The organism is Acidobacteriota bacterium (assembly GCA_020349885.1).
Classification (GTDB): Bacteria; Acidobacteriota.
Genome location: CP070701.1, coordinates 544,179 through 566,330 on the forward strand (window position 1 = coordinate 544,179; position 22,152 = coordinate 566,330).

The window sequence follows — 22,152 nt, forward strand, 5'->3', positions numbered from 1 at the left end:
TGAGTCTATCATCAAGACAGCGCCCAACTCGTTACGCCATTCATGCGGGTCGGAACTTACCCGACAAGGAATTTCGCTACCTTAGGACCGTTATAGTTACGGCCGCCGTTTACCGGGGCTTCGGTTCAGGGCTTCTCCCGATGCAAGCATCGGGATAACCCCTCTCCTTAACCTTCCGGCACCGGGCAGGCGTCAGGCCCTATACGTCCGTTTTGACGTTTGCAGAGCCCTGTGTTTTTGGTAAACAGTCGCGGGAGCCCTTTCACTGCGGCCTCCTCGGGCTTCGGGCGCGAGGCCCTAGACCCTACCGAGGCACCCCTTCTTCCGAAGGTACGGGGCTATTTTGCCGAGTTCCTTAGCAAGCTCACACTCACGCGCCTTGGGATTTTCTCCCTGTCTACCCGTGTCGGTTTACGGTACGGTCACCTGCAGGACTTACGCCGAAGCTTTTCTCGGCAGTGTGGAATCGGTCGGTTGGTTTGTCCGAAGACGCACTTCCCCGCTTCCCTCGGGGTGTTGAGTCTTCCGGGTTTGCCTGGAAGACTCCCCCTACGTTCGCGGCCGGGCACGTCCAGCAGCCCGTGGACCTATCCTACTGCGTCCCTCCGGCGCTCAAACGCACTGCAGGTGGCGGAGGAATGTTGACCCCCTTCCCATCGCCTACGCCTTTCGGCCTTAGCTTAGGGGCCGGCTAACCCTGAGCGGACGAACCTTCCTCAGGAAACCTTAGACTTCCGGCGGGTCGGATTCTCACCGACCTTTTCGCTACTGATGCTGGCAGGGTCACTTCCATCCAATCCACCCCGCCTCGCGGCGGAACTTCAGCTCGAATGGAACGCTCCTCTACCGTCCCGATGTTGCCATCGGGGCCCGCGGCTTCGGTAGGACGCTTGAGTCCCGTTAAATTTTCGGCGCAGGGCCGCTCGACCAGTGAGCTGTTACGCTTTCTTTAAAGGATGGCTGCTTCTAAGCCAACCTCCTGGCTGTATGGGCAACCCCACATCCTTTCCCACTAAGCGTCCATTTAGGGACCTTAGCCGGCGATCTGGGTTGTTTCCCTTTTGACCATAGAGCTTATCCCCTACAGACTCACTCCCGGGGTCAAGATCCGCGGCATTCGGAGTTTGGTTGGATTCGGTATCCTGTCACGGACCCTAGTCCATCCAGTAGCTCTACCACCGCGGTCAAACACCCCGAGGCTGTCCCTAAAGACATTTCGAGGAGAACGAGCTATCACCGGGTTTGATTAGCCTTTCACCCCTACCCTCAGCTCATCCAAGCTGTTTTCAACCAACACTGGTTCGGACCTCCATCCCGTGTTACCGGGACTTCATCCTGGCCAAGGGTAGATCACCCGGCTTCGCGTCTGCTGCACGGAACATCGCCCCGACGAAAGTCGGAGCACGCCCTGTTCGGACTTGCTTTCGCTCCGGCTCGCTTATCGCTTAGCCAAGCTCCGCACAGCAACTAGCCAGCTCATTATGCAAAAGGCACGCGGTCATCCCGATATTGCTATCGGGACTCCCACTGCTTGTAGGCCCACGGTTTCACGTTCTGTTTCACTCCCTTCAAAAGGGTTCTTTTCACCTTTCCCTCACGGTACTGGTTCGCTATCGGTCATCGAGGAGTGTTTAGCCTTACCTCGTGGTCGAGGCGGATTCACACAGGATTTCCCGTGTCCCGTGTTACTTGGGAACGAAGCGCAGGAAGCCGCCGTCCTTTTCGCCTACGGGGCTTTCACCCCCTATGGCCGGCCTTTCCAGGACCGTTCGGCTAAGGAAGCGGTTGGTAACTTCCCGAGGGCTCTGCAGCACCCTCTCGCTCCGTCCCGCGACACCGCACAAAGAACGCCTGCAGGCTTGGCCTTTGCGCGGTTTAGGCTGTTCCCCGTTCGCTCGCCGCTACTTGGGGAATCGCGGTTGCTTTCTTTTCCTCCGGGTACTAAGATGGTTCACTTCCCCGGGTTCACTCCCCGCAGCCTATGGATTCAGCCACGGGGCGATACCGTATGAACGGCGTCGGGTTTCCCCATTCGGACATCCCCGGATCAAAGCGTGTTTGCCGCTCCCCGGGGCTTATCGCAGCTTACAACGTCCTTCATCGCCTCTCGATGCCAAGGTATCCACCGTAAGCCCGTTCTAGCTTGACCACAAACTTATTCCACGATTCAAGGATCGCAACGCTTTGCCTTCGGCTTGGCGCCCACACGACCCCGACCGCCAAACTTGTTTGCGGTGTTTCACCGTTTTTCGTCGCGTGAGCCGGCGAAAAACGCCACCTATGAAATTGTCAAAGAGCAATTCTCCAACGCGAACCTCCAGACGGAATACGCCTTCCGAGTTCACGTTTGAGACAGGGACGGGACATTCGTCCCTAGGACATTATAGCACGCAAGTTCTGCCTGTCAAGGAAAATTTGGAAAGAATTTGCTCTCCGTCCTACGTCGGCGTGAGGCTGCCCCCATTTCATTATAAAGCGAAACATGACTTGCCGCCGCTGGCTTGACCTTTCCCTTCAGCCATCCCTGACCGGGCAGCGGACCGCCGGATGGCGTATTCGCGGGTGAAAAACAGGTTGCTTTCCATATGCTTTGACCCGGAACCTTGACACATGGAGGGGCTGCGTGCTAAGATGCGCCTCTCATGATAGCATCCAACGCGATCCAATTGCGGCGGCTGGCAGTGGGGGGGGTTCTGTTCGGAGCCATAGCGATTCCGCTCTGGCCTCAGGTCTCTCATGAACCGGAAGCTCGCATAAGAAAGTTTGCCGTTGGAGCTGATATTTCGCGCACGGAGTATCATGACGAGTCCTTTGGCCATGGCGAGTTCGAAGAAATGTTCTTGGGGGGCGACTTTGCCAAAACCTCCATCGAGGGAGAGTTCCAGTTCACCCTGCATGGGCAGTACCAGTTCACGCGGCGCTTTTCCGCGGGCGTGAGCCTAGGCTACACGGAAACCTCTATGCAGAACCCTCTTGTGTTTTCCTCTCCCGCCCTGTTCAACCGCTTTAATCCATTCGCCAGAGCCGTGATCGAATGCACCGAAAAAATCGCGGATCCTCAGGGTATGACGCTGGTCGAGGGTTGCGTTGACATGGATCTCTCGGACTCCGTCTCTCCCGCGATTAAGCAGGTCGTCGAACTCAACGAGGACAACTTCAAGGGAGTCACCGCCCTCAAAGAGACTAACCTTTCAGGGAAGCTGGGCGACTTAACACAAATTCCTCTTATGATCACGGCGCGTTACGATTTGATGCTCAAGACGCGCTGGCGTCCCTGGGTGATCTTCGGCATCGGCTACACGCGTAATTCCTACACGGACGCCAACTCCACGGCGGCTGTGCTCCAGGAGATTGTCGATGACGTTTATAATACCGACGGAAGGCTGGGGCCCGACGTAAAGACCGGTACACAATTTTTATGTGACTACTTAAACACGAACTATCTTCTCTGCGATGGGTTTCACCGGTCCGACGGCAACATAGTGCCGGGTCTCATTTACGGCGGTGAGGAGGCAGGCTCGGGTCCATTTTTTATTCAAGGTGTGGAGGAAATCACCCAAGTGAACTGGCAGACCGAGGTGGATGACTCTCTTACGTGGGGTTTTCAGGGCGGATTTGACTGGACGCTTTCGCGGCGGTGGGATTTTGTGGGGAAGGTAGGCTTCACGTGGTACGACAAGCAGGTGCGCTCGACGTTCAACGGAAAGACCGGTACCACGTTCCTTGTCTATCCCAAGCTTTGCGAGTTTATAGACGAGGACGATGATGAAACGAATGATTTGCCGTGCACCCCCCCTTCGCATGGCGGTAACCACATATTTGTGATGGATTCATACAGCGGGCTCAACGTAAACCATGTAAGTCTTAACGACTGGCTTCATTTTATGCGCATCGAGCCTCCGAAAATCCGATTGGACATCTGGCATTTTGGCGTCGGGGTTCGCTACACCTTCGGGCGTTGACAGCCCGCCCCTGATCTGGTATACTGGGATTTCCGGTGGCCATAGCGGAGGGGAAACACCCGTTCCCATTCCGAACACGGAAGTTAAGCCCTCCCGCGCCGATGGTACTGCCCGGGCAACTGGGTGGAAGAGTAGGACGCCGCCGGGTTTTTTTATCACGGGGAGCGTAAAACAGTTCGGCTTCATCGGAATATAGAGAGTGCCGTTCTGCGCTCCGATTAAATGCCCCCGAGCGGGGGCATTTTCTTTTTAAGCTTCGGCAGCTCCGAGGGCCTTCCTGGCATGGGTTTCGATGGCCGCGAGGGCGCCGTCCCGGGAAGCGTCGAACCACGCGGTGTCCCGCTCGCGGCGAAACCATGTCTCCTGCCGCTTGGCGTAGCGGCGGTGCTTTTTCTTGATGTCGGCGACGACCGCGTGGAGATCGCCGCCTTCGCGCAGGAGGCGGGAGATTTCCCGGTAGCCGAGCGCCTCGAAGGCCTTGCAGGAAGGGTCGTGCCCGCGCGCAAGAAGCCCCCGCACCTCTTCGAGCCATCCACGGGCGAACATTTCCTCCACTCGGCGGTCGAGGCGGCGGTAGAGGACGGGACGGGGCATGGTAAGGCCGATTTTCACGCTCGCGTAACGGGCCGCGGGACGGTGCTCGGCCACGTGGCGCGAGAACGGACGTCCCGTGGCAAAGCAAACCTCGAGGGCGCGCACGGTGCGCTGCGTATCGCGCGGTGAAAGGCTCTCCGCCGTCGCGGGGTCCACGCGCTCGAGCATCCGGCGAAGATGCGGCCGCCCCTTGCGCTTCAGGAGTTTGCGAAGCCGCTCCTTCACAACGGGGTCGGAACGCCCCGCCTCGAACAGCCCTTCGAGCAGCGCCCGCACGTAGAGCCCCGTACCTCCCACAATGACGGGCAGGCGGCCGCGCGCGCGGATTTGCCGAATCGCCCGGTCGGCCCGGCGGAGGAATTCCCCGGCCGAGAACGTCTCGCCGGGCTCGACGATGTCGTAGAGGTGGTGCGGCGCGCGGGAGCGGAGCTTCGATGAAGGCTTGGCCGTGCCGCGGTCGAGGCCGCGGTAGATCTGGCGCGAATCGCCGTTTACGACCTCCCCCCCGAGCGCCTCGGCGAGATGAACGGCGCTCTCGCTTTTTCCCGTCCCCGTAGGGCCCAGGAGCACCACCAGGGGGGACGGATCTTTCTGCGGCATTCCGCGATTCTTTGAAAAAAACCCGGTCAGGGGGCGCCGCCCTCGCGCAGCTCCTGCGTATGGCGGTAGCAATAAACCTGGCCGCGGGGGATGGCCGCGCCGCATTTCAGGCAGCGGTTGGCGGCCTGCATGCGGAGTCGATCGCCGGCGCGCCCGACGATGCGCAATACCACGCCCAGCGCGAGCAAGGCGACCCCCGCCAGGGCGATGCCCTGCACGAGGCGATAGGGCCGCTCGTGCAGGACCATCTCGGCGAAGAGAAGCAGAAACGCATCGAGCGCAACGACGGTAATGCCGAATCGAATGAGTGCGTTGGCCATTTTCCTAATCGCGTCCAGAACTTCATCCTATGCCCGCCTTGCCCGACGTGTCAAGCCCTCGCAGCGGATAGCAGATGGCAGATGGCAGTTGGCAGATGGCAGTTGGCAGATGGCGGATAGCAGATGGCGGACTTGCTCCATACGCCATACTATATACTCCATACTCCTCTCGCCTTCGCGTAGCCGCTTCGGCGTAGCGAGGTCGGCGGAGCGAGGTCTGCCACCCACTACCCCCTCCCTCGAAATCCCCTCCCCGGCGTGGCATAATACCTTTTCCGAGGTTCTAGATACGTCACATGGGTTTGCTCGATTCGCTTCGAGAGGAGCATGAACGAAGGGCTCGCCGCGGCTGGGTGCAGCTCGCGGTCTTCGCGGCCATGCTGGCGGCGATCTTCATGCTCTGGATACTCTGGTCTGGAACCTACCTGCGCACCGGGCGCGGCCTGGTGATTTCGGAGAATTACGAGGAGGCGAAGCTCCAGTTCCAGTCGGCGCTCCTGCTCCGCCGGCGCGCGGCGGAGTGCCACGACGGCCTGGGCGTGGCGAGCCTTTTTCAGAGAAGATTCGAGGAGGCGCGCCGCCACTTCGAAGATTCCCTTTCCGGGGGCCCCGGAACGCTGTTCGAGCCCGGGGACATCTGCCGGCGGCTCATCGCCCGCGGCGACTACACGGCGTGCCGCCTCTACCTCGACTACCTCGAGGAGTGGCAGCCGGAGGACTCCCCTTACCTCCTCTACTACCGGGCCTATGTGCTCAACGCCGCCGAGGTGTACCTCGAGGCCGAAAAGCGGTTCCTGACGGTGGAGGACGACGCGGAATTCGGGGAGGCGGCGAAGCGCCACCTGCGCTACATCGCGTTCAAGAAGGCGAAGCGCCTGGCGCCGCGCTACCTCGACCGCCGCGGACGCACCGTGGCGGCGGAGAACTTGATTACCTCGCACCCGGTCTCGTCCGCTTTCGAGGTGCTTCCTCTCATCGGAAAACCCGAATGGCCGGGCACCCTGTGGGACGCGCTTCCCTATTTCGACCGCCGAAACCGCATGCACATGGCGCTCGATCTGGACATCGCCAAGGCCGCAAGCGACGCGATGGGGAAGCGCCGGGGCGCCCTCGTGGCGCTCGATCCGCGCACGGGTGCCGTCCTCGCCGCCGTAAGCCATCCCACGAAGTGGAGCACATATCAACCGCCGCTCAAGAACCGGGCCTTTTTCGACTTGCATCCTCCCGCCTCGACCGCCAAGCCGCTGCTCGTGGCCAAGGCCTTAGCCCTGGGACATCCCGTGGAGGCCCTTTTTCCCTGGACCTGCACGGCGCGCCTGCGGGCGGAGGGAGGAACCATCATCTGCCTCGTGGCGCACGGGCGGCTCGACACGCTCGACGAGGCGATGGCCGTCTCGTGCAACACCGTCTTTGCGCGCCTCGCGCTCGATATGGGCGAGCAGGCGCTCCGGGAGATGTGGCGCGAGGCGGGGCTCGGCCCCCGCATTGCGGTCTATCCCCTGCGCGGCGTCCCGACTGGCAAACTCGATGCGGAGCCGCTCGGCCCCTACGCGCTCGGGCGCCTCGCGCTGGGGCTCGACGGGGTGCGCACAAGTCCCGTGTATCTCGCGGCGCTCGCCGCGGGCCTTGCCATGGAAGGCGACGTTCCCGCTCCCTACCTTATACACCATAAGACGAATCTCCTTGACGAGGTCTACGAGCACGCGAAGCCGCAGGTCTGGCGGACGTTTCGCCCGAGGCAGGCGGTGCAGCTCGCGCGCGGCTCGATGCGCGCCTCGGTGGAGCACCGGCGCGGCACGGCGCGCGGCGCACGCGTGGAAGGGCTCGCGTGCGCCATCAAGACCGGAAGCTTCGGAAGTCCCGCTACGGGTAGCGCCTGGACGCTCGGGTGGGCGCCGTACGAGGAGCCGCGCGTCGCGTGGGCGCTCTTCGTCGAAGGGCAAGGCATTTCCAGCCGCAGCGCAGTGCCCGCGACCAAGACATTCTTGGAGAATCTTACCGCGCTCGGCTTTTTCGCGGATTAATGAAGAACAGAAAGCCGCTTGCCTGCCATGAATGAAGCCTACATCGTGGACGCCGTCCGCACCCCCATAGGAAAGCTCGGCGGCGCGCTTGCGCCGCTCACCGCGGCGGAGCTCGGAGCGCACGTCGTGCGCGCCCTTCTGGGCCGCGCCAAGGTTGCGCCGGAGGACGTGGAAGAAATTTTTCTTGGAACCGCGCGGCAGGCCGGAGGTGGCTCCGATCCGGCGCGGCAGATTCTTCGCTCCGCGGGAATTCCCAAGGATGCTCCCGCCCATACGGTCAATATGGCCTGCGCCTCGGGGCTCAAGGCCGTTGCGCTTGCGGCCGCCTCGGTGCGCCGCGGGGAGGCGCGATGCGTCGTGGCGGGCGGAGCGGAAAGCATGTCGAGCGTGCCGCCCGAGCCGGAGGCGCGCGGGGACCGTCGTCCAGGACGCCAAACACTCCCCGAGGGCTTCAGCTGTCCCATTCCCGATATGGATATGGGCGAGACGGTCGAGGCGATTGGAAAATCCCGCGAGGTCTCGCGCGAGGCGTCCGACGCTTACGCCGCCCGAAGCCAGCGGCTCTGCGAAGCGGCCCGCAAGGCGGGGCGCTTTCGGGATGAGATCGCCCCGATCGAGGTCGCGGCAAAAACGACGAGGGTCGAAGCCGACGAGTACCCGCGCGACGGCGTGACGCTCGAGTCGCTTCTTAAGCTGAAGCCCGTCTTCGCCGAAGACGGCCTGATCACGGCGGGGAGCGCCTCGGGGTCCGCCGACGGCGCGGCGGCCGTCCTCGTGGCGGACAAAGCGTTCCTTAAGGAAAAGGACCTCGAGCCCCTGGCGCGCATCGTGGACTGGACGCAAGTGGACGTACAGCCCGCGATGATCGGAATCGGCCCCGTTCCCGCGACCCGCCTGCTTCTTGACCAACAGAAGCTCGAACTCGACGACATCGGGCTTATCGAGCTGAACGAGACTTTCGCATGCCATGTACTCACCTGCTTGAGGGAAATCACCATCGATCCGGAGCGCCTGAACGTTCTCGGCGGCGGCGTTGCCCTCGGGCATCCCATCGGCGGCGCCGGGGTGCGCATCATGACGACGCTCCTCCATGAAATGAAGCGCCGCAGGGCGCGGCGCGGCCTCGCCACCCTGTGCGCGAGCGGAGGGCTGGCGATGGCCATGCTCGTGGAGCGGCCGTAGAAGGGCCGCGCTCAGACCCGGCAAGAAGAACCGCCGCGCCCGTCCTCTGCAGCCTGCCTGCGCGAAGGCGAGAGCCGAAGGGTAAGGTTTCGTTTTGACGCGGCAATACTTCTTTCGGAAAATTTTAAACGACGCCCTATGCCTTCTGCCTTCGGGCATGCTATGCTCTTCTGCTGACCCATGTCCTACCTCGTGCTGGCTCGCAAGTGGCGTCCGAAGACTTTCCTAGAGGTCGTCGGACAGCCCGTCGTGACGCGGACGCTCCAGAACGCCGTCTCCCAGGGCCGCGTCGCGCAGGCTTATCTATTCTCCGGCATGCGCGGCGTGGGCAAGACCACGATGGCGCGCATCCTGGCGAAAGCCCTCAATTGCGAGCGCGGCCCCGCGGACGGGCCCTGCGACGCGTGCGGGCCGTGCCGGGAAATTTCTTCCGGACGCTCGCTCGACGTCGTCGAGATGGACGCCGCCTCGAACCGCGGCATCGACGACATCCGCCGCCTCCAGGAGCACCTGCTCTACCGCGGGAGCCTGCGCCACAAGGTGGTCATCCTCGACGAAGCGCACATGCTCACGAAGGAGGCGAATAACGCGTTCCTGAAGACGCTCGAGGAACCGCCTCCCGGCGTTCTGTTCGTTCTCGCCACGACCGAGCCGCACAAAATCGAGGAGACCGTTCTCTCCCGTTGCCAGCATTTCTCCTTCCGTCGCATTGACGAGGCGGAAATCGCAAAGCACCTGCGCCACATCGCCGAAGCCGAGAAGATTAAAATTTCCGACACGGCGCTCGACCTGGTCGTGCGCGAGAGCGAAGGAAGCTTGCGGGACGCCATCGTGAGCCTTGACCAGCTCGTGGCGTTCGTCGGCACGGACATATCGGACGCCGACGCCGCGGCCGTCCTCGGAACCATCGAGCGCGAGGTGCTCCACGCGCTGATGGGCGCCGTCGCGAAGGAAGACTCTTCCGAGATCCTCACGCTCGTCCAGCGCCTCGCGAGCGAGGGCGTCAACCTGGAGCGCCTGATGGTCGAGCTGGTGTGGTATCTGCGCGAGCTCCTGGTGGTCAAGACCGTCTCGGAGCCGAAAGAGTTTCTTCGCCTCTCGGAGCGCGACCTGGAGAAGATGAAGGCCATGGCGAGCTTCCTGAGCGAGCCCGATCTCCTCCGTGCGCTGGAACTCGCGGCGCGCGCGGAGCGGGAGCTGCGCTGGAGCCGCCAGCCCCGGTTCCTCGTCGAGGCGACGCTCCTCAAGCTCGCGCACCTCAAGCGCCTCACGTCCATCGAGGAGGCGATCGAGCGCCTCCAAAGCGGAAACTTTCCGGAAGGCGCAGGCGGTTCCTCGGTCGAGGAGGAATTCAAGAAACTTTCCACGCCTCCCGCCAAGCCCAAGACGCTTTTTCAAAGCCCCGGAGAGAGCAGCAACCCTTCCGCCGCCAAAACCGCGAAGACGCCGACCGGAGCGGACTTACCCCGACCCGTCGCGGGCCCGCCCCCCAAGGCGGAGACCCCGCCGGCGCTCTCGGTCACGTCGCTCACGCCGGTCAAGACGACGCTGCGCGAGGCGCCGTCCTCAGAAGAACCTTCCGAAGACCTCACCCGGAAGCTCATGACGTACCTTGAAAAAGAGCGCCCCTCGCTGGCCGGTGCCCTGAGCCTCGCCTCGCGCTGGGACTGGAGCGACGGAACGCTCACCCTTCGCTTCACGCCGCGCCATGGGACCATCCGGGAAAACCTGGAAAAAACTCACAAGGCCGAGCTTCAAGAGTGCTTGAAAGAAACGTTCGGACAGTCCTACGAGCTGCTCTTTCTGTCCCTCGACCCCTCGGACAAGGACATCGAAGCGTTCGCGGGACTCGAGGACAAGAAAATTCAGGAGGAGCACTTGCGCGAAGAAGCCATGCAGGAGCCTTTGGTGCGGCGCGTGCTTGACTTTTTCAAGGGACGCGTCGTCGAGGTCGAGAAGCTGGAGTAATTAAGACGCTATGCGTCGTCCTGACCAGCAAAGAGTCCATGATTGCCCGCAGAACCTTCGGAACCTGTGATTCAATAGCATGAAGTTCCTTCAGCTTTTCGAGCAGGCGAAGGCCATCCAACAGAAGCTTCAAGAAGAGCTCGATTCCGTGGAGGTCGAGGCCTCGGCAGGCGGCGGCCTGGTCCGCGTGAAAATGTCGGGGCACAAAACGGTCACGGCGCTTTCGATCGACCCCGGGCTTTTTTCCGAGGGCGACCACGCCATGGTGGAGGATCTGGTGCGCGCGGCCGTCAACGACGCCACGCGCCAGGTGGACAAGACCCTCAAGAAAAGGATGGGCTCGCTGGGAGGCGGCCTCCTGCCGGGGCTTGAATGAGGGCCCTCGAGCGCCTCGTCGCGCACTTTGAAAAACTGCCCGGCGTGGGCCGAAAAACGGCGGAGCGCTTCGCCTATCACCTCCTGAGCCTTCCTCCCAAGGACATCGAAGGTTTTTCGAAGAGTCTTCTCGACCTCAAGAGCGCCCTCGTCGCCTGCCGCAAGTGCGGCGGCTACGGCGAGAGCGACCCGTGCGCCGTATGTTCCGACCCGGGGCGCGCGAGCGACCTCTTGTGCGTCGTAGGAAACGCGGGCGCCGCCGTGCTCATCGAGCGCACGGGGCGCTACCGCGGCCTCTACCACATCCTGGGCGGGCCCCTCACGCGGTCTTCCCGCAGTACCGGGCCGCGCCGGACGGAGCCCCGCCTCAAGGCGCTCCTTGCGCGCATCGAGAAAACGCCGCCGCGCGAGGTGTTACTTGCGTTTCCGGCTTCCGCCGAGGGAGAGGCGACGGCCGCCTCGCTCTCCCGGATGCTCAAGCCGCTCGGGCTGCGCGTCACCCGCCTCGGCGTGGGGCTCCCCGTGGGAAGTGAGCTCGAGTACGCAGACGAGGCCACGCTCGCCCGCTCGCTCGACAGCCGCCGGAAGCTTTAGCGCCGGTGCGACGAGGACGGCATGGTAGAATGGGAGTACAAAAATGTTCTGTTGCAAATTGGACACACCGACTCCCCATGAAGTGGAACTCGCGGCAAGCGACAAGCGTTTAAAATCGCCATGATTGAGGCCCAGAATCTCACCATGCGCTACGGCTCGGTGACCGCCGTAGAAGACGCCTCTTTCACCGTTCGCCCGAGGGAAGTCGTGGGCCTCCTGGGGCCGAACGGGGCCGGCAAATCCACCATCATGAAAATTCTCACGACCTACCTCTGGCCCACGTCGGGCACGGCGAAGATCTGTGGCAAGGACGTGCTCGACGAGCCCACCGAGGTGCGCAAGCGCATCGGCTACCTTCCCGAGTCCCTGCCCCTCTACATGGACATGGAGGTCGGCCGCTACCTCCGTTTCGTTGGCCACGCGCGGGGCCTTGACGGCGGCACCTTACGAGCGCGGATGGACTGGACCGTCGAGCGGTGCGGCATTCAAGAAGTCTACCGCAGGCCCATTCGGGAGCTCTCGAAAGGCTTCCGGCAGCGAACGGCCCTGGCGCAGGCCCTTGTGCACGACCCTGAAGTCGTCATCCTGGACGAGCCGACCTCGGGCCTCGACCCGCACCAAATCATCGAGATCAGGAAACTCGTGCGGGAGCTCGCGCGCGAGAAAACCGTCATCTTCTCGACGCACATCCTCCACGAGGTCGAGGTCGTCGCCGACCGCATCGTGATCATCAGCCGCGGACACATCATCGCGGACGGCACGATCGATGAGCTGCGCCAGAAGGCCGCGAAAACGCAGCGCCTTGAAATCGCCGTCGAGGCCGCGCGCGAGGACGTGGAGCAGGCGTTCTCCGGCCTCCTCGCCGCGAGGCGGGTCACGTTCCTGGAGCAGCGAAACGGAACCGTGTGGTTTCACCTCGAGACGGAGCCGAGCCAGGACACCCTTCACCAGATACGCGAATTCATGCATGAGCAGGGCTGGAAGATTCAGCAGCTTCGAGACGTTCCGCTCACGCTCGAGGAAACGTTCCTCGCGCTCACGGAGGCGGAAGACAGCACGGCATAGGGAGCGGCGTTTACGGGAAGGCGCACCATGAAGGAACTAGGCAGGGCGACCTGGACGATATTTCGGCGCGAGGCGGCGGCGCAGTTCGCCTCGCCGATGGCCTACATCTTCATCATCGTGTTCCTTCAGGTGAGCACCGGGCTCTTCCTGTTCCTCCCGCCGTTCTTCGTGTATCCGGTTGCCGACATGACGGCGTTCTTCGGCTGGATCGTGCCGGTGCTCTGCGTCTTCGCGCCCGCCGCCACGATGCGCATCTGGGCCGAGGAGCGCAAGGAAAACACGATCGAGCTTCTCCTGACGTTTCCCGTCCCCGCGCCAGCGCTGGTGCTGGGAAAATTCCTGGCCGCTTTCGCGTTTTACCTCGTCGCGCTTGCGAGCACGCTCATGGTCCCGCTGATGATAGCCTGGCTCGGCGATCCCGACGGGGGCACCATTCTGAGCGGCTACTTCGGCGCGGCGCTCATGGGCGCGCTTTTCATCGCCATCGGCATGTTCGTCTCCGGCTTTTGCCGCGACCAAGTGACGGCCTTCGTGCTTTCGTTTCTGGCGTGCGGGGCGGCGGCGCTCTTCGGGTGGAGCGTTTTCGTAACCATCCTCGAAGGAAGCCTCGGCGTGCTCGGCTCCTTCCTCCGCAGCATGCTGGGCATGACCGTCCACTACGTGCCGTTCACCCGCGGCATCGTCGAGACGGCCGACGTTCTCTACTTCCTCGCCTGGACGGCGCTGCTTTTGTTCCTCAACGGCGTCTACCTTGAGGGCCGCAACCGCCCCAACGTCCACATTAAATTCCTAGGCACTGCGGCGCTCGTGGCCGTCGTCGGCGGGCTGTTCAACCTCGTCTTCGTCGACAGGAGCCTGGCCCGCTTCGACCTGACTGAGAACAATATTTACACCGTTTCCGAGGCCTCGAAGGACATTCTCGGAAATCTCAAGGTGCCCGTCCAGGCCAACGTCTACATCAGCCCGAAGGACAAGATGCCGGCGGAGTTCAAAACCCTCGAACGTGACCTCGTGGACAAGCTCCGCGAGCTGAGCGTCGCGAGCGGAAGAATGCTCGAATGGAAAGTCGTCCACATGGAGGCGGCCAACGTGCTGGGCCCGACCAAGGAAGAGAAGAAGGACGACGAGGAAAAATCGCTCGAGGAGTGGCTCATCGAGAAGGGCGTCCGCCCCTTCTCCGTCCGCGCCTTGAGGGAGGACCAGGCCACGACGCAACTCATCTATTCATCCATCGGCGTCGCGTACAAAGAGAAGCCGGAAGAAATCATCCCCCAAGTCCTGCCGTCCCACCTTCCCGAGATCGAGTACCGCCTCATGAGCGCCGTCTTCAAGCTCACGCGCGAGAAAGAGCCTACCGTGGCGCTCGTCGCCCCCTACGAAGACGTCGTGATTCCCCCCCACATCATGCAGATGTACGCGCAAATGGGTCAAAGACCTCCCCAGCGGGATGACCCCTTCGTTATGCTGCAGCGGCTTTTGGAGCACGAAAAATTCACGGTGCGCCGCGTCAAGTTCACGAAAGACGAGCCGCTTCCGGAAGATTACGACACGCTCGTCGTCGTCAACCCCAGAAGCCTCGACAAGCGGCAGCAGTGGGAGATCAACCGCGCTCTCGTCGAGGGAAAACCCACGTTCCTCGCCGTCCAGAACTTTCGCTGGGACTACTCGGTCCGCGGCCAGGTGGCCAACATCTCGCGGCAGGACGAGTCGCCCGCCGTAAACGACATTCTGAGTCCGTCCGGCCTCGAAATCGCAAACGACATCCTCATGGACTCAAACCACCAGTCCGTGACCATCTCGAACCCCTCGAATCCGCTCGAGCGTCTCTTCGGTGGCGGCATCACGCTCAACCTGCCCATGCACATCTCGGTCAACCCGAGCTCCATGAACCGCGAGGTCTCGATCACGAACCGCGTCGGCCAGCTCTTCTATCTCTGGGGCAGCCGCCTTGCGCTGGACGAGGAGAAGCTGGACGAGCGCGAGCTCGAGGTCACGACGCTTTTCTCGACGAGCGACAAGGCATGGACGGTGCCCGCGAGCTACAGCCTGACGCGGACAAACTTTCAGAAGCCCACGGTCACCAACGCCTATCCGCTAGCGGTTCTGGCGCGGGGGCAATTCGCCGACTCGTTCGCGGGCCGGGAGCGGCCCGCTTGGCCGCCACCGGAGCAAAGCCCCGGCATGCCGCCCCAGGAGCTCGAAGCCTGGGACGACGAGCCGCCGGCTGCACCCCTAAGCCCCAACCCGGGCATGCTCATCCTCACGGGCTGCGCGGAGATGTTCAAGAAAGGCACTCTCATGCGCGGCAACCTAGACTTTTTCCTAAACAGCGTTGATGCCCTGACCCTCGGCGAGGAGCTCATCCACATCCGCTCGAAGAAGCCCCTAGACCGCACAATGGACAAGCCGTCGAGCGCGGCGCGCACGTTCTGGAAATTTATGGACATGGGATTCGCGACCTGCATCGTCATCGCCGCAGGCATCGGGCGCGCCGTCCTCGCGCGGCGCTCCCGCGAGCGCTACGCCGCGTCGCTTCGACGAAAGGACTAACCGCCGGTATGCTGTCGAAGAAACAGCTCGCCGTTTTGTGCGCCGTCGCGGGGCTGCTGCTCGTCGCCCTCCTCGTTCAGAAAATTCTCTCTCCCGAGCCGAGCCTCCGCGAGGAGCTCCGCCTCGAGGCGCTCGCCCCCGAAGATTTTCGCACTCTGGACGCCTCCCGGCTCGAAATCTACCGCGGCTCCAGGGAAGACGACAAGGTCGTTCTGGCGAGGGAGGGCGGCGCCTGGTTCGTCGCAACCCGTTACAACGCGCCGGCCAACGAAACCAAGGTCGGCGAATTCCTGAAAAAGATCAAGAACCTCCAGGGCGAGCTCCGCTCCGACGAGGAGGCCGTCCTCGAGGATTTCCGGCTGACGGACGAAAACGCGCTTCACGTCGCGGTCTACCGGGAAGGAAGCGAAGAAACCTGGAGCCACCTGCTCGTCGGCAGGCAGGAAACTTTTGGCCGCTCCTTCCTGCGGAGGGCCGGTGAATCCCGCGTGTTCGCCGGGAACGCGAACCTCGCCACGGAAGCTGGAATCCGGGACGAGGAGGCGGACAAGTCGCCCGAGTCGTCGCCGTGGGTCGAAAAAACCGTCGCGGACTTGGAGAAGGACCAGATCACGCGCATCGCCCTTGCGACGCCGGACTACACGTACGTCTTCGAGAAGCGCGCGACGGAGTCGGCGCCGCAGCCGGATGAGGCGGAAGCGCCCCAAGTGGCGGAAGCTTCCTGGGAATGGGTGCTCGCCGAGGGCGGAAGGAAGAAAACATTCAAACAGTCCGGTGTCGACGGCATCGTGGATAGATTCGATCTGCTCACTGCGACCGACGTGGAAGACCCGGCGAGAACGGCGGAGCTCGGCCTCGCGGAGCCCCGCTACCGGTGCAGCGTGGCCCTGGCCGACGGAAGCGAGACCGTGCTTCTCGCTGCCGCCCCCGAGGAGGAGAACGGAGACGCCTACCTGCAGGCCGAGGGCCGGGACACCATTTACCGGATCCAGTGGTGGCAGTTCGAAAAGCTCTTTCCCGAGCCGGAAAATCTGTTCGAGTGACCGCTGGCCGCCCGGCGCGGCTTAGCTGAGATACTCCCCCAGCGCCTGCTCCATCCGCATGAGCGGAAGGTCGGAAAAAATCTTCTCGTAGACGTCGAGGTTGACCGGCTCCTCCATGGTGACGAAATCCACCGCCGCGGGCGAAAGCGGAGGCTTGGGAAGATACTGCAGAAAGAAGCCCGCGAGCTTCATCAGGGGCTTCGGGTGCGGCACGACGGGGCGGCGCCTCTTGAGAGCCTTCAGAAGCGTCTCGACCACTTCGCGCATCGTCATCGCTGGGCCGCCCATCTCCACAATTTGATTGTGCGCCTCCGGGCGGTCGAGCGCGGCCGCGACGGCGCGCGCAACGTCCTTGACGTACACGGGATGCACTCGCTCGCGGCCGCTTCCGATGATGGGGACGAACGGAAGAAATTTCGCGAACGTCGCGAACCGGTTGAGGCTCCGGTCGCCGGGGCCGTAAATCCACGAGGGGCGGAAAATCGTCCAGGCGAGGCCGCTCTCCCTGACGGCTCGCTCGGCCATCTCCTTCGCCCGAAACCACGGCTCCGTCCGGCCCTCGCGCGTGCCCGCGCCGCTCAGGTAGACGAAATGCTCGACACCGGCGCGCCGGGCAGCCTCGACCTGGCGCTCGGCTCCGCGCCCGTCCACCTCGACGTACGTGCGCCCGCGCCAGGGCTGCTCTACGGGGTGGTTCGGGAACTGGACGGCGCTTACGACCGCCTGCGCTCCCGCAAATCCCCGCTCGAGCGACTCGGCGTCGCCCACGTCGGCTTCGGCCACCGCCACCTGGGAGGGAAATTTTCCGGCCGCGCGCCGGGGGGAGCGGCTCAGGACGCGGACAATCTTTCCGCGCTCCGCTAGGAGCCGCACAACGGCCGAGCCGACGAAACCGCTTCCGCCCGTGACTGCAATCATTTGGGAAACTTTATGAAAACCGAATAAATTTTTGTGACCTGCATTTCCTCCTGCACCGGAATCCCGTAAGGAGTCGCCCGCGCAGTTAAGGAATTTTCCTCTGTTCTCTTATGGTAGCCGAGGTTTCGGAAAAGTCAACCGAAATTATGTGCCGAGAGATACGATGCACCACCGTCCCTTGCGCCCTTGCGGTGAAACGAACGGTTGTCCAGCCGTTCGAATCTTTTCCACCCCCATGCTACACTGGAAAAATGCTCGGCCTCTATCTGCACGTCCCCTTCTGCCGCTCGCGCTGCTCCTATTGCGATTTTTACTTCGTCGTTGATACGAAGTCCGGCACGCGCGAGCGATTCGTCGCGGCCCTGCGGCGGGAAATCCTCGCCGCGCGCCGTGAGCCTCCTCTTCCGGCCAACACTGTCTACTTCGGCGGCGGGACGCCCTCGTTACTTGAGCCGGAAGAGGTCGAAAAAATTCTCGGCGTCTGCCGCGAGGCGTTCGCGCTTGAGCGGAACGCGGAAATAACCCTGGAGGCCAACCCCGAAGACCTCTCACCCGCGCGCGCCCATGGGTTCCGCGAAGCGGGCGTGACGCGCCTGAGCCTGGGCGTCCAGTCGTTCCGCGAGGACGCGCTGCGGCTCATGATGCGGTCGCACAACGCGGGGCAAATCGAAGAATCGTTCCGCGCGGCGCGGCGCGCCGGTTTCGACTCCATAAACGTCGACCTGATTTGCGGCCTTCCCGGCGAGACCGCCACTTCATGGAGCGGGGCGCTCCGCCAGGCGCTCTCCCTCAAGCCCGACCACCTCTCGCTCTACGTCCTCGAGCTCCACGAGCGCACCTACCTCGGGAGGAAGGTCGCGCGCGGCGCAGTCATCCCGCCCGCGGACGAGGCGACGGCGGGCATGTTCGAAGCCGCCGCGGCCGCCCTGGAGGCCGAGAATTTCGAACACTACGAGATTTCCAACTTCGCCCTTCCCGGCCACGCCTCGCGCCACAACCTGAAGTACTGGAGCGACGGCCCGTACCTGGGTTTCGGCCCCGCGGCGCATTCCTACGCGGAAGGCAAGCGCTGGGCGAACGCCGCGCACCTACGGAAATATCTCGACGCGGTGGAACACGGGCGCTCCCCTGCCCTTCCGCCGGAACCCATGTCCCGCGAGCGGCTCGCGGCGGAGCGCATAATCCTCGGCATGCGCAAGCTCTCGGGGCACGCCCTCAGCCCGGAGGATTCTTCCTACCTCGAAGGCCGCACGCGCGAAATGGAGCGTTTCCTCACTGCGGGACTCGTCGAGCGGGAAAACGGCCTCGTCCGCCTCACGCGGAAAGGACTCCTCGTATCGAACGAGGTGTTCGCGGCGCTCTTAGACAAAGAAGCCACTTCCGAGCGAACGAAAGAAAATCATGCCATCCAAGAAATTTGACGTGGCCGTCATAGGCGCGGGCCCCGGCGGATACGTGGCGGCCATCCGCTGCGGTCAGCTCGGAAAGAAGACGCTCCTCATCGAGCGCGACGAGCTCGGCGGCATCTGCCTCAACCACGGCTGCATCCCCTCGAAGGCGCTCATCACGGCGGGGCACCTTTTCGAGCGCATCGGGGGCGCCTCCGAGATGGGCATCATGGCCGAGCGCGTGCGCGCCGACATGAAGAAGGTGCAGGCATGGAAGGAAGGCGTCGTCTCGAAGCTCACGGGCGGCGTCGAAAAACTCTGCAAGGCGAACGAGGTCACGGTGCTCAAGGGGAGCGCGGCATTTCTCACCGCCCGCTCGCTGGAGGTGAAAACCGCGAAGGGGGCCTTGGAAAAAGTGGAGTTTCAGAACGCCGTCGTCGCCACCGGCTCGCGGAGCGTCGAACTGAGGGAGTTGCCCTTCGACCACGAGCGCGTCCTCTCGTCGCGCAGCGGCCTGCGCCTCAAGGAAATTCCAGAGCACCTCGTCGTAGTCGGCGGCGGCTAAATCGGCCTCGAGCTCGGCATGGCGTACCAGTCCTTCGGGGCCAAGCTCACGGTCATCGAGCTGACAGAGCAACTTCTTCCGGGCACCGACCCGGATCTGGTGCGCGTCGTCGAGCGCGCCCTGCGCAAGCGGGGAGCGGACGTCCATCTGAAGACGGTCGTGAAATCAGCCGAGAAAAGCAAAACCGGCGTCTCGCTCGTCACGGAGACCGAGGGAAAACCGCGCGAGATGAAAGCTTCGCACGTGCTCGTCTCCGTGGGGCGCCGCCCCTGCACGGAGGGACTCTCGTTAGAGAAAGCCGGGCTCTCGGTCGACGAAAGCGGGTTCCTGCCCGTCAACGAGCGCTGCCAGACGAAAATTTTCCACATCCACGCCATCGGGGACGTTTCCTCGCCGCCGCTTTTGGCACACAAGGCGTCCTACGAAGGCGAGGTGGCCGCCGAAGCCATCGCGGGCCATGCCGCAAGCGTCGATTACAAGGCGATGCCCTGGGCCGTCTTCACGACGCCCGAGGTTGCGGGCGTGGGCTTGAGCGAGGCCGAAGCCAGAGACAAGGGCCACGAGATATTCGTTGGGAAATTCCCCCTCGCGGCCTCCGGGCGGGTGCTCACGATGGGCGAGCCGGCTGACGGATTCGTTAAAATTATCGCCGACAAGAATTCTCACCAAGTGCTCGGCGTCGGCATGGTCGGCCCCGAGGTTTCGAATTTAATCTCCGAAGGAACGCTCGCGCTCGAGATGGGCGCCGTGCTCGAGGACATCGCCCTCACCGTTCACGTCCACCCCACCCTGTGCGAGCCGCTCATGGAAGCCGCCAAGCACGCCCTCGGCCGGGCGATTCACACGCTCAATCGGTAGGAGGTCGGGCTCGGCGGCAATTTCGAAGGGCGCCGTCGTTTCTACCCCTCGAAGGGCTCGTCCGCGCCCGCGCCGCTTTCTTCCCGCGCCAAGCGCCAGGTCTGCGCCATGGCATGCGTGGCGACAAGCATGGCCCAGAATCCCGTAAAGAGGACCCCGACGGCAAAAACAACGAATCCCACCCAGGCGAGGAGCTCCGCCGCGACGAGCACGAAGAGCAACAGAATATAATTCGAGAAGTGACTCCGAACGAAGTCAACGATGGTCTGGAATTCGAAAGCGGCCGCGAGATTCTCGGTGGCGCAGAATCGCATAAGCGCCACCGGGAGCGAAAAAAGAACCACCAGGCCCACCACCGCCGCGAAAGGCCACGAACAGCAGCAGCTCACGATGCGCACCGACTCGGCCGAGAGCTGGGAAACGGTGGAGAGCGCCTGCAGGAACGCCCACGGCCCAACGGTGACCGCCACTAGGGGAATCGAATAGGCGAACACGATGATGAATACCTGCACGCCGTCGGCCAGATAGTCGCCCGCCCGATCCCACTCGGGAAGCGTCTCCTTGCCCTCGAGCGCTACCCCTCGAAACAGCGCCTTGGCGTAGCCGAAAAGCACCAGGCTGCCTACGAGCACCGGTGCAAAGAGCACGGCGACGGCGCCAATAAGAAACTTCTTGAGCCAGTCCTTGTCCTCAAACGCGAACGTAAACGCCCGCCCGAAATCCACGTGCGAAGGAATCATTTTTTTCGCCCCCAAGGGGTAAACGCTAGCATAGCACAGGCGTGCAGAAGCGTCAAAAATTCGCTTGACATTCCCGAGAAGGCGAGTCATGCTAGCTGCGTAACCGAAACAGACCTTCCACCATGTCATCTTCCTTGCTTGTTTCAACGCAACGAGAGAACTTTGACTCCTTTCTGAGCATCGCCCGGAGCCAAGGGACGGGACTCGAGATCCAGTCTTTCACGAGTCCGGAAGTGCTCGACGACAACTGGAAGAGCCTCGTCAAGACCTACGAAAAGCGCTTGAAGGATTTCGAAGGCGGCGTCTCGCTCCACGGTGCGTTTTACGACTCTTTTCCACACACCCGGGACAAGCGCCTCAAGAGAATCGTCCGCGACCGCTACATGCGCTGCCTCGAAATCGGCAAGAGACTCGGGGCGCGCACCGTCGTCTTCCACGCCCACTTCAACCCGTTTATCAAACACTCCACTTACATCAACTCCTGGGTCAGGCGGCAGGTGGACTTCTGGAAAGAACTCGTGGATTTCGCCGAGCGGGAACAAGTGACCATTACGCTCGAAAATCTATGGGAGGAGAACCCATCCATGATTCAGAGCCTCCTGCGCGCGGTGCCCTCCGAGCGCTTCAAGGCCTGCTTCGACACGGGCCACGCCAACCTCTTCTCCCGCGTTCCCATCGAGCAGTGGGTCAAGGAACTCGGGAAAGACCTCTTTCACGTCCACCTCCACAACAACCACGGCGAGATGGACGAGCACCTTTCACCGCGGAACGGCACGCTGAAATTTGAAAAATTCTTCAAGGCTCTGGAGGCCCTGCCCCACACGCCGCAGATAAGTATAGAGGTGTATGAGGAGAAAGCCGCCGAGGAGGGCGTGGAGATGGTGCGCGCGCTGAGCCCGAGGCCGGACTACGCCGCCCGCTCCGGCTCCGCCGACTAGCGCCTGCGGGGATGCCCCACCTCAAGGTCCAGGTCTACGTTTTCACGAACACGAAGCCGCAGCGTTACCTTCTGCTTCGCTACCACGACGAAAAGGGCGGCTACTGGCAGCCCGTGACGGGCAGCGTCGAAGGGGACGAGAGCCTTCGCGACGCCGCCCTCCGCGAGGCGCGCGAGGAAACCGGCGTCACGGGCCGCGCCGGAGACCTGGTCGAGTCCGGCTACGCGTTCGATTTCCACTCCTACGGAAAAGACCGCCGGGAGAGTGTATTCGGCCTCCGCGCTTCCGCGGCCCGCGACGGCGCACCGCCGCCCGTGACGCTCAGCCGCGAGCACCAGGCGTTCCGGTGGTGCACCTTCGAGGAAGCGCTCTCGCTTCTCCGCTGGGACTCGAACAAGGAGGGCCTGCGCTCGCTTGCGGAGCGTCTCGTTGAAGCCCCCCGGCAATCCCGCGAGACGCGAGAGTAAC

16 protein-coding genes, 2 rRNA genes and 1 pseudogene are annotated in these 22,152 nt (G+C 63.0%); 14 read left to right on the forward strand and 5 right to left on the reverse strand.

What is annotated here, in order from left to right; all coding sequences use genetic code 11:
* Positions 1-2,135 (reverse strand): 23S ribosomal RNA (locus JSV08_02375).
* Positions 2,136-2,642: 507 nt separating this feature from the next.
* Here JSV08_02375 and JSV08_02380 point away from each other — a divergent pair.
* Together JSV08_02380 and rrf are read left to right on the forward strand one after the other, a co-directional pair.
* The gene (locus JSV08_02380) at positions 2,643-3,962 is read left to right on the forward strand and encodes a hypothetical protein (protein UCF81280.1); all 1,320 of its coding nucleotides are present in this window, start codon (positions 2,643-2,645) and stop codon (positions 3,960-3,962) included.
* Between the two features lie 31 nt (positions 3,963-3,993).
* A 5S ribosomal RNA gene (rrf, locus tag JSV08_02385) occupies positions 3,994-4,110 on the forward strand.
* A gap of 101 nt (positions 4,111-4,211) precedes the next feature.
* Here the strand turns inward: rrf and miaA are convergent.
* Positions 4,212-5,156: a tRNA (adenosine(37)-N6)-dimethylallyltransferase MiaA gene (gene miaA, locus JSV08_02390; protein ID UCF81281.1), complete on the reverse strand. Its 945-nt coding sequence runs from the start codon at positions 5,154-5,156 to the stop codon at positions 4,212-4,214.
* 26 nt (positions 5,157-5,182) lie between these two features.
* Positions 5,183-5,476 (reverse strand): hypothetical protein, encoded by a 294-nt coding sequence (locus JSV08_02395; protein UCF81282.1) that lies wholly within the window; start codon positions 5,474-5,476, stop codon positions 5,183-5,185.
* 296 nt (positions 5,477-5,772) lie between these two features.
* Here JSV08_02395 and JSV08_02400 point away from each other — a divergent pair, with 296 nt between their 5' ends.
* The 8 genes from JSV08_02400 (at position 5,773) to JSV08_02435 (ending at position 16,277) form a co-directional block, all read left to right on the forward strand.
* Positions 5,773-7,500, forward strand: coding sequence for a hypothetical protein (locus tag JSV08_02400; GenBank protein ID UCF81283.1), 1,728 nt, complete (start codon positions 5,773-5,775; stop codon positions 7,498-7,500).
* 27 nt (positions 7,501-7,527) lie between these two features.
* Positions 7,528-8,682: a thiolase family protein gene (locus JSV08_02405; protein ID UCF81284.1), complete on the forward strand. Its 1,155-nt coding sequence runs from the start codon at positions 7,528-7,530 to the stop codon at positions 8,680-8,682.
* A 180-nt stretch (positions 8,683-8,862) separates the two neighbouring features.
* On the forward strand, positions 8,863-10,650 hold the full coding sequence (gene dnaX / locus JSV08_02410) for a DNA polymerase III subunit gamma/tau (protein ID UCF81285.1): 1,788 nt from the start codon (positions 8,863-8,865) through the stop codon (positions 10,648-10,650).
* Between the two features lie 79 nt (positions 10,651-10,729).
* Entirely contained in the window at positions 10,730-11,026 is a 297-nt protein-coding gene (locus JSV08_02415; protein UCF81286.1) for a YbaB/EbfC family nucleoid-associated protein, read from the forward strand.
* Entirely contained in the window at positions 11,023-11,619 is a 597-nt protein-coding gene (gene recR / locus JSV08_02420) for a recombination protein RecR (GenBank protein UCF81287.1), read from the forward strand. Before JSV08_02415 ends, recR begins: the two co-directional genes overlap by 4 nt.
* A gap of 120 nt (positions 11,620-11,739) precedes the next feature.
* Complete coding sequence (locus JSV08_02425) at positions 11,740-12,684, forward strand: ATP-binding cassette domain-containing protein (protein ID UCF81288.1); 945 nt, start codon at positions 11,740-11,742, stop codon at positions 12,682-12,684.
* A gap of 27 nt (positions 12,685-12,711) precedes the next feature.
* Entirely contained in the window at positions 12,712-15,234 is a 2,523-nt protein-coding gene (locus JSV08_02430; GenBank protein UCF81289.1) for a Gldg family protein, read from the forward strand.
* Between the two features lie 8 nt (positions 15,235-15,242).
* Entirely contained in the window at positions 15,243-16,277 is a 1,035-nt protein-coding gene (locus JSV08_02435) for a DUF4340 domain-containing protein (protein UCF81290.1), read from the forward strand.
* Between the two features lie 21 nt (positions 16,278-16,298).
* On the opposite strand, the gene JSV08_02440 is transcribed toward JSV08_02435, so the two are convergent.
* The gene (locus tag JSV08_02440; protein UCF81291.1) at positions 16,299-17,195 is read right to left on the reverse strand and encodes a complex I NDUFA9 subunit family protein; all 897 of its coding nucleotides are present in this window, start codon (positions 17,193-17,195) and stop codon (positions 16,299-16,301) included.
* Between the two features lie 191 nt (positions 17,196-17,386).
* On the opposite strand from JSV08_02440, the gene hemW reads away from it, so the two are divergent.
* A complete protein-coding gene (hemW, locus tag JSV08_02445; protein ID UCF81292.1) occupies positions 17,387-18,616 on the forward strand; it encodes a radical SAM family heme chaperone HemW in 1,230 nt (409 codons plus the stop codon).
* A pseudogene (lpdA, locus tag JSV08_02450) lies at positions 18,597-20,006 on the forward strand (dihydrolipoyl dehydrogenase). The gene hemW and the pseudogene lpdA overlap by 20 nt, the downstream one beginning before the upstream one ends.
* Positions 20,007-20,047: 41 nt before the next feature.
* Here the strand turns inward: lpdA and JSV08_02455 are convergent.
* Positions 20,048-20,746 (reverse strand): DUF4013 domain-containing protein, encoded by a 699-nt coding sequence (locus JSV08_02455; protein ID UCF81293.1) that lies wholly within the window; start codon positions 20,744-20,746, stop codon positions 20,048-20,050.
* A gap of 122 nt (positions 20,747-20,868) precedes the next feature.
* Here JSV08_02455 and JSV08_02460 point away from each other — a divergent pair, with 122 nt between their 5' ends.
* Complete coding sequence (locus tag JSV08_02460) at positions 20,869-21,684, forward strand: sugar phosphate isomerase/epimerase (GenBank protein UCF81294.1); 816 nt, start codon at positions 20,869-20,871, stop codon at positions 21,682-21,684.
* Between the two features lie 11 nt (positions 21,685-21,695).
* Positions 21,696-22,151, forward strand: coding sequence for an NUDIX pyrophosphatase (locus JSV08_02465; GenBank protein ID UCF81295.1), 456 nt, complete (start codon positions 21,696-21,698; stop codon positions 22,149-22,151).
* Position 22,152 lies beyond the last annotated feature (1 nt).

Coding starts and splice junctions, on each gene's coding strand:
- JSV08_02380 (UCF81280.1), top strand. CDS start 2,643: ATGATAGCATCCAACGCGATCCAATTGCGGCGGCTGGCAGTGGGGGGG.
- miaA (UCF81281.1), bottom strand. CDS start 5,156: ATGCCGCAGAAAGATCCGTCCCCCCTGGTGGTGCTCCTGGGCCCTACG.
- JSV08_02395 (UCF81282.1), bottom strand. CDS start 5,476: ATGGCCAACGCACTCATTCGATTCGGCATTACCGTCGTTGCGCTCGAT.
- JSV08_02400 (UCF81283.1), top strand. CDS start 5,773: ATGGGTTTGCTCGATTCGCTTCGAGAGGAGCATGAACGAAGGGCTCGC.
- JSV08_02405 (UCF81284.1), top strand. CDS start 7,528: ATGAATGAAGCCTACATCGTGGACGCCGTCCGCACCCCCATAGGAAAG.
- dnaX (UCF81285.1), top strand. CDS start 8,863: ATGTCCTACCTCGTGCTGGCTCGCAAGTGGCGTCCGAAGACTTTCCTA.
- JSV08_02415 (UCF81286.1), top strand. CDS start 10,730: ATGAAGTTCCTTCAGCTTTTCGAGCAGGCGAAGGCCATCCAACAGAAG.
- recR (UCF81287.1), top strand. CDS start 11,023: ATGAGGGCCCTCGAGCGCCTCGTCGCGCACTTTGAAAAACTGCCCGGC.
- JSV08_02425 (UCF81288.1), top strand. CDS start 11,740: ATGATTGAGGCCCAGAATCTCACCATGCGCTACGGCTCGGTGACCGCC.
- JSV08_02430 (UCF81289.1), top strand. CDS start 12,712: ATGAAGGAACTAGGCAGGGCGACCTGGACGATATTTCGGCGCGAGGCG.
- JSV08_02435 (UCF81290.1), top strand. CDS start 15,243: ATGCTGTCGAAGAAACAGCTCGCCGTTTTGTGCGCCGTCGCGGGGCTG.
- JSV08_02440 (UCF81291.1), bottom strand. CDS start 17,195: ATGATTGCAGTCACGGGCGGAAGCGGTTTCGTCGGCTCGGCCGTTGTG.
- JSV08_02455 (UCF81293.1), bottom strand. CDS start 20,746: ATGATTCCTTCGCACGTGGATTTCGGGCGGGCGTTTACGTTCGCGTTT.
- JSV08_02460 (UCF81294.1), top strand. CDS start 20,869: ATGTCATCTTCCTTGCTTGTTTCAACGCAACGAGAGAACTTTGACTCC.
- JSV08_02465 (UCF81295.1), top strand. CDS start 21,696: ATGCCCCACCTCAAGGTCCAGGTCTACGTTTTCACGAACACGAAGCCG.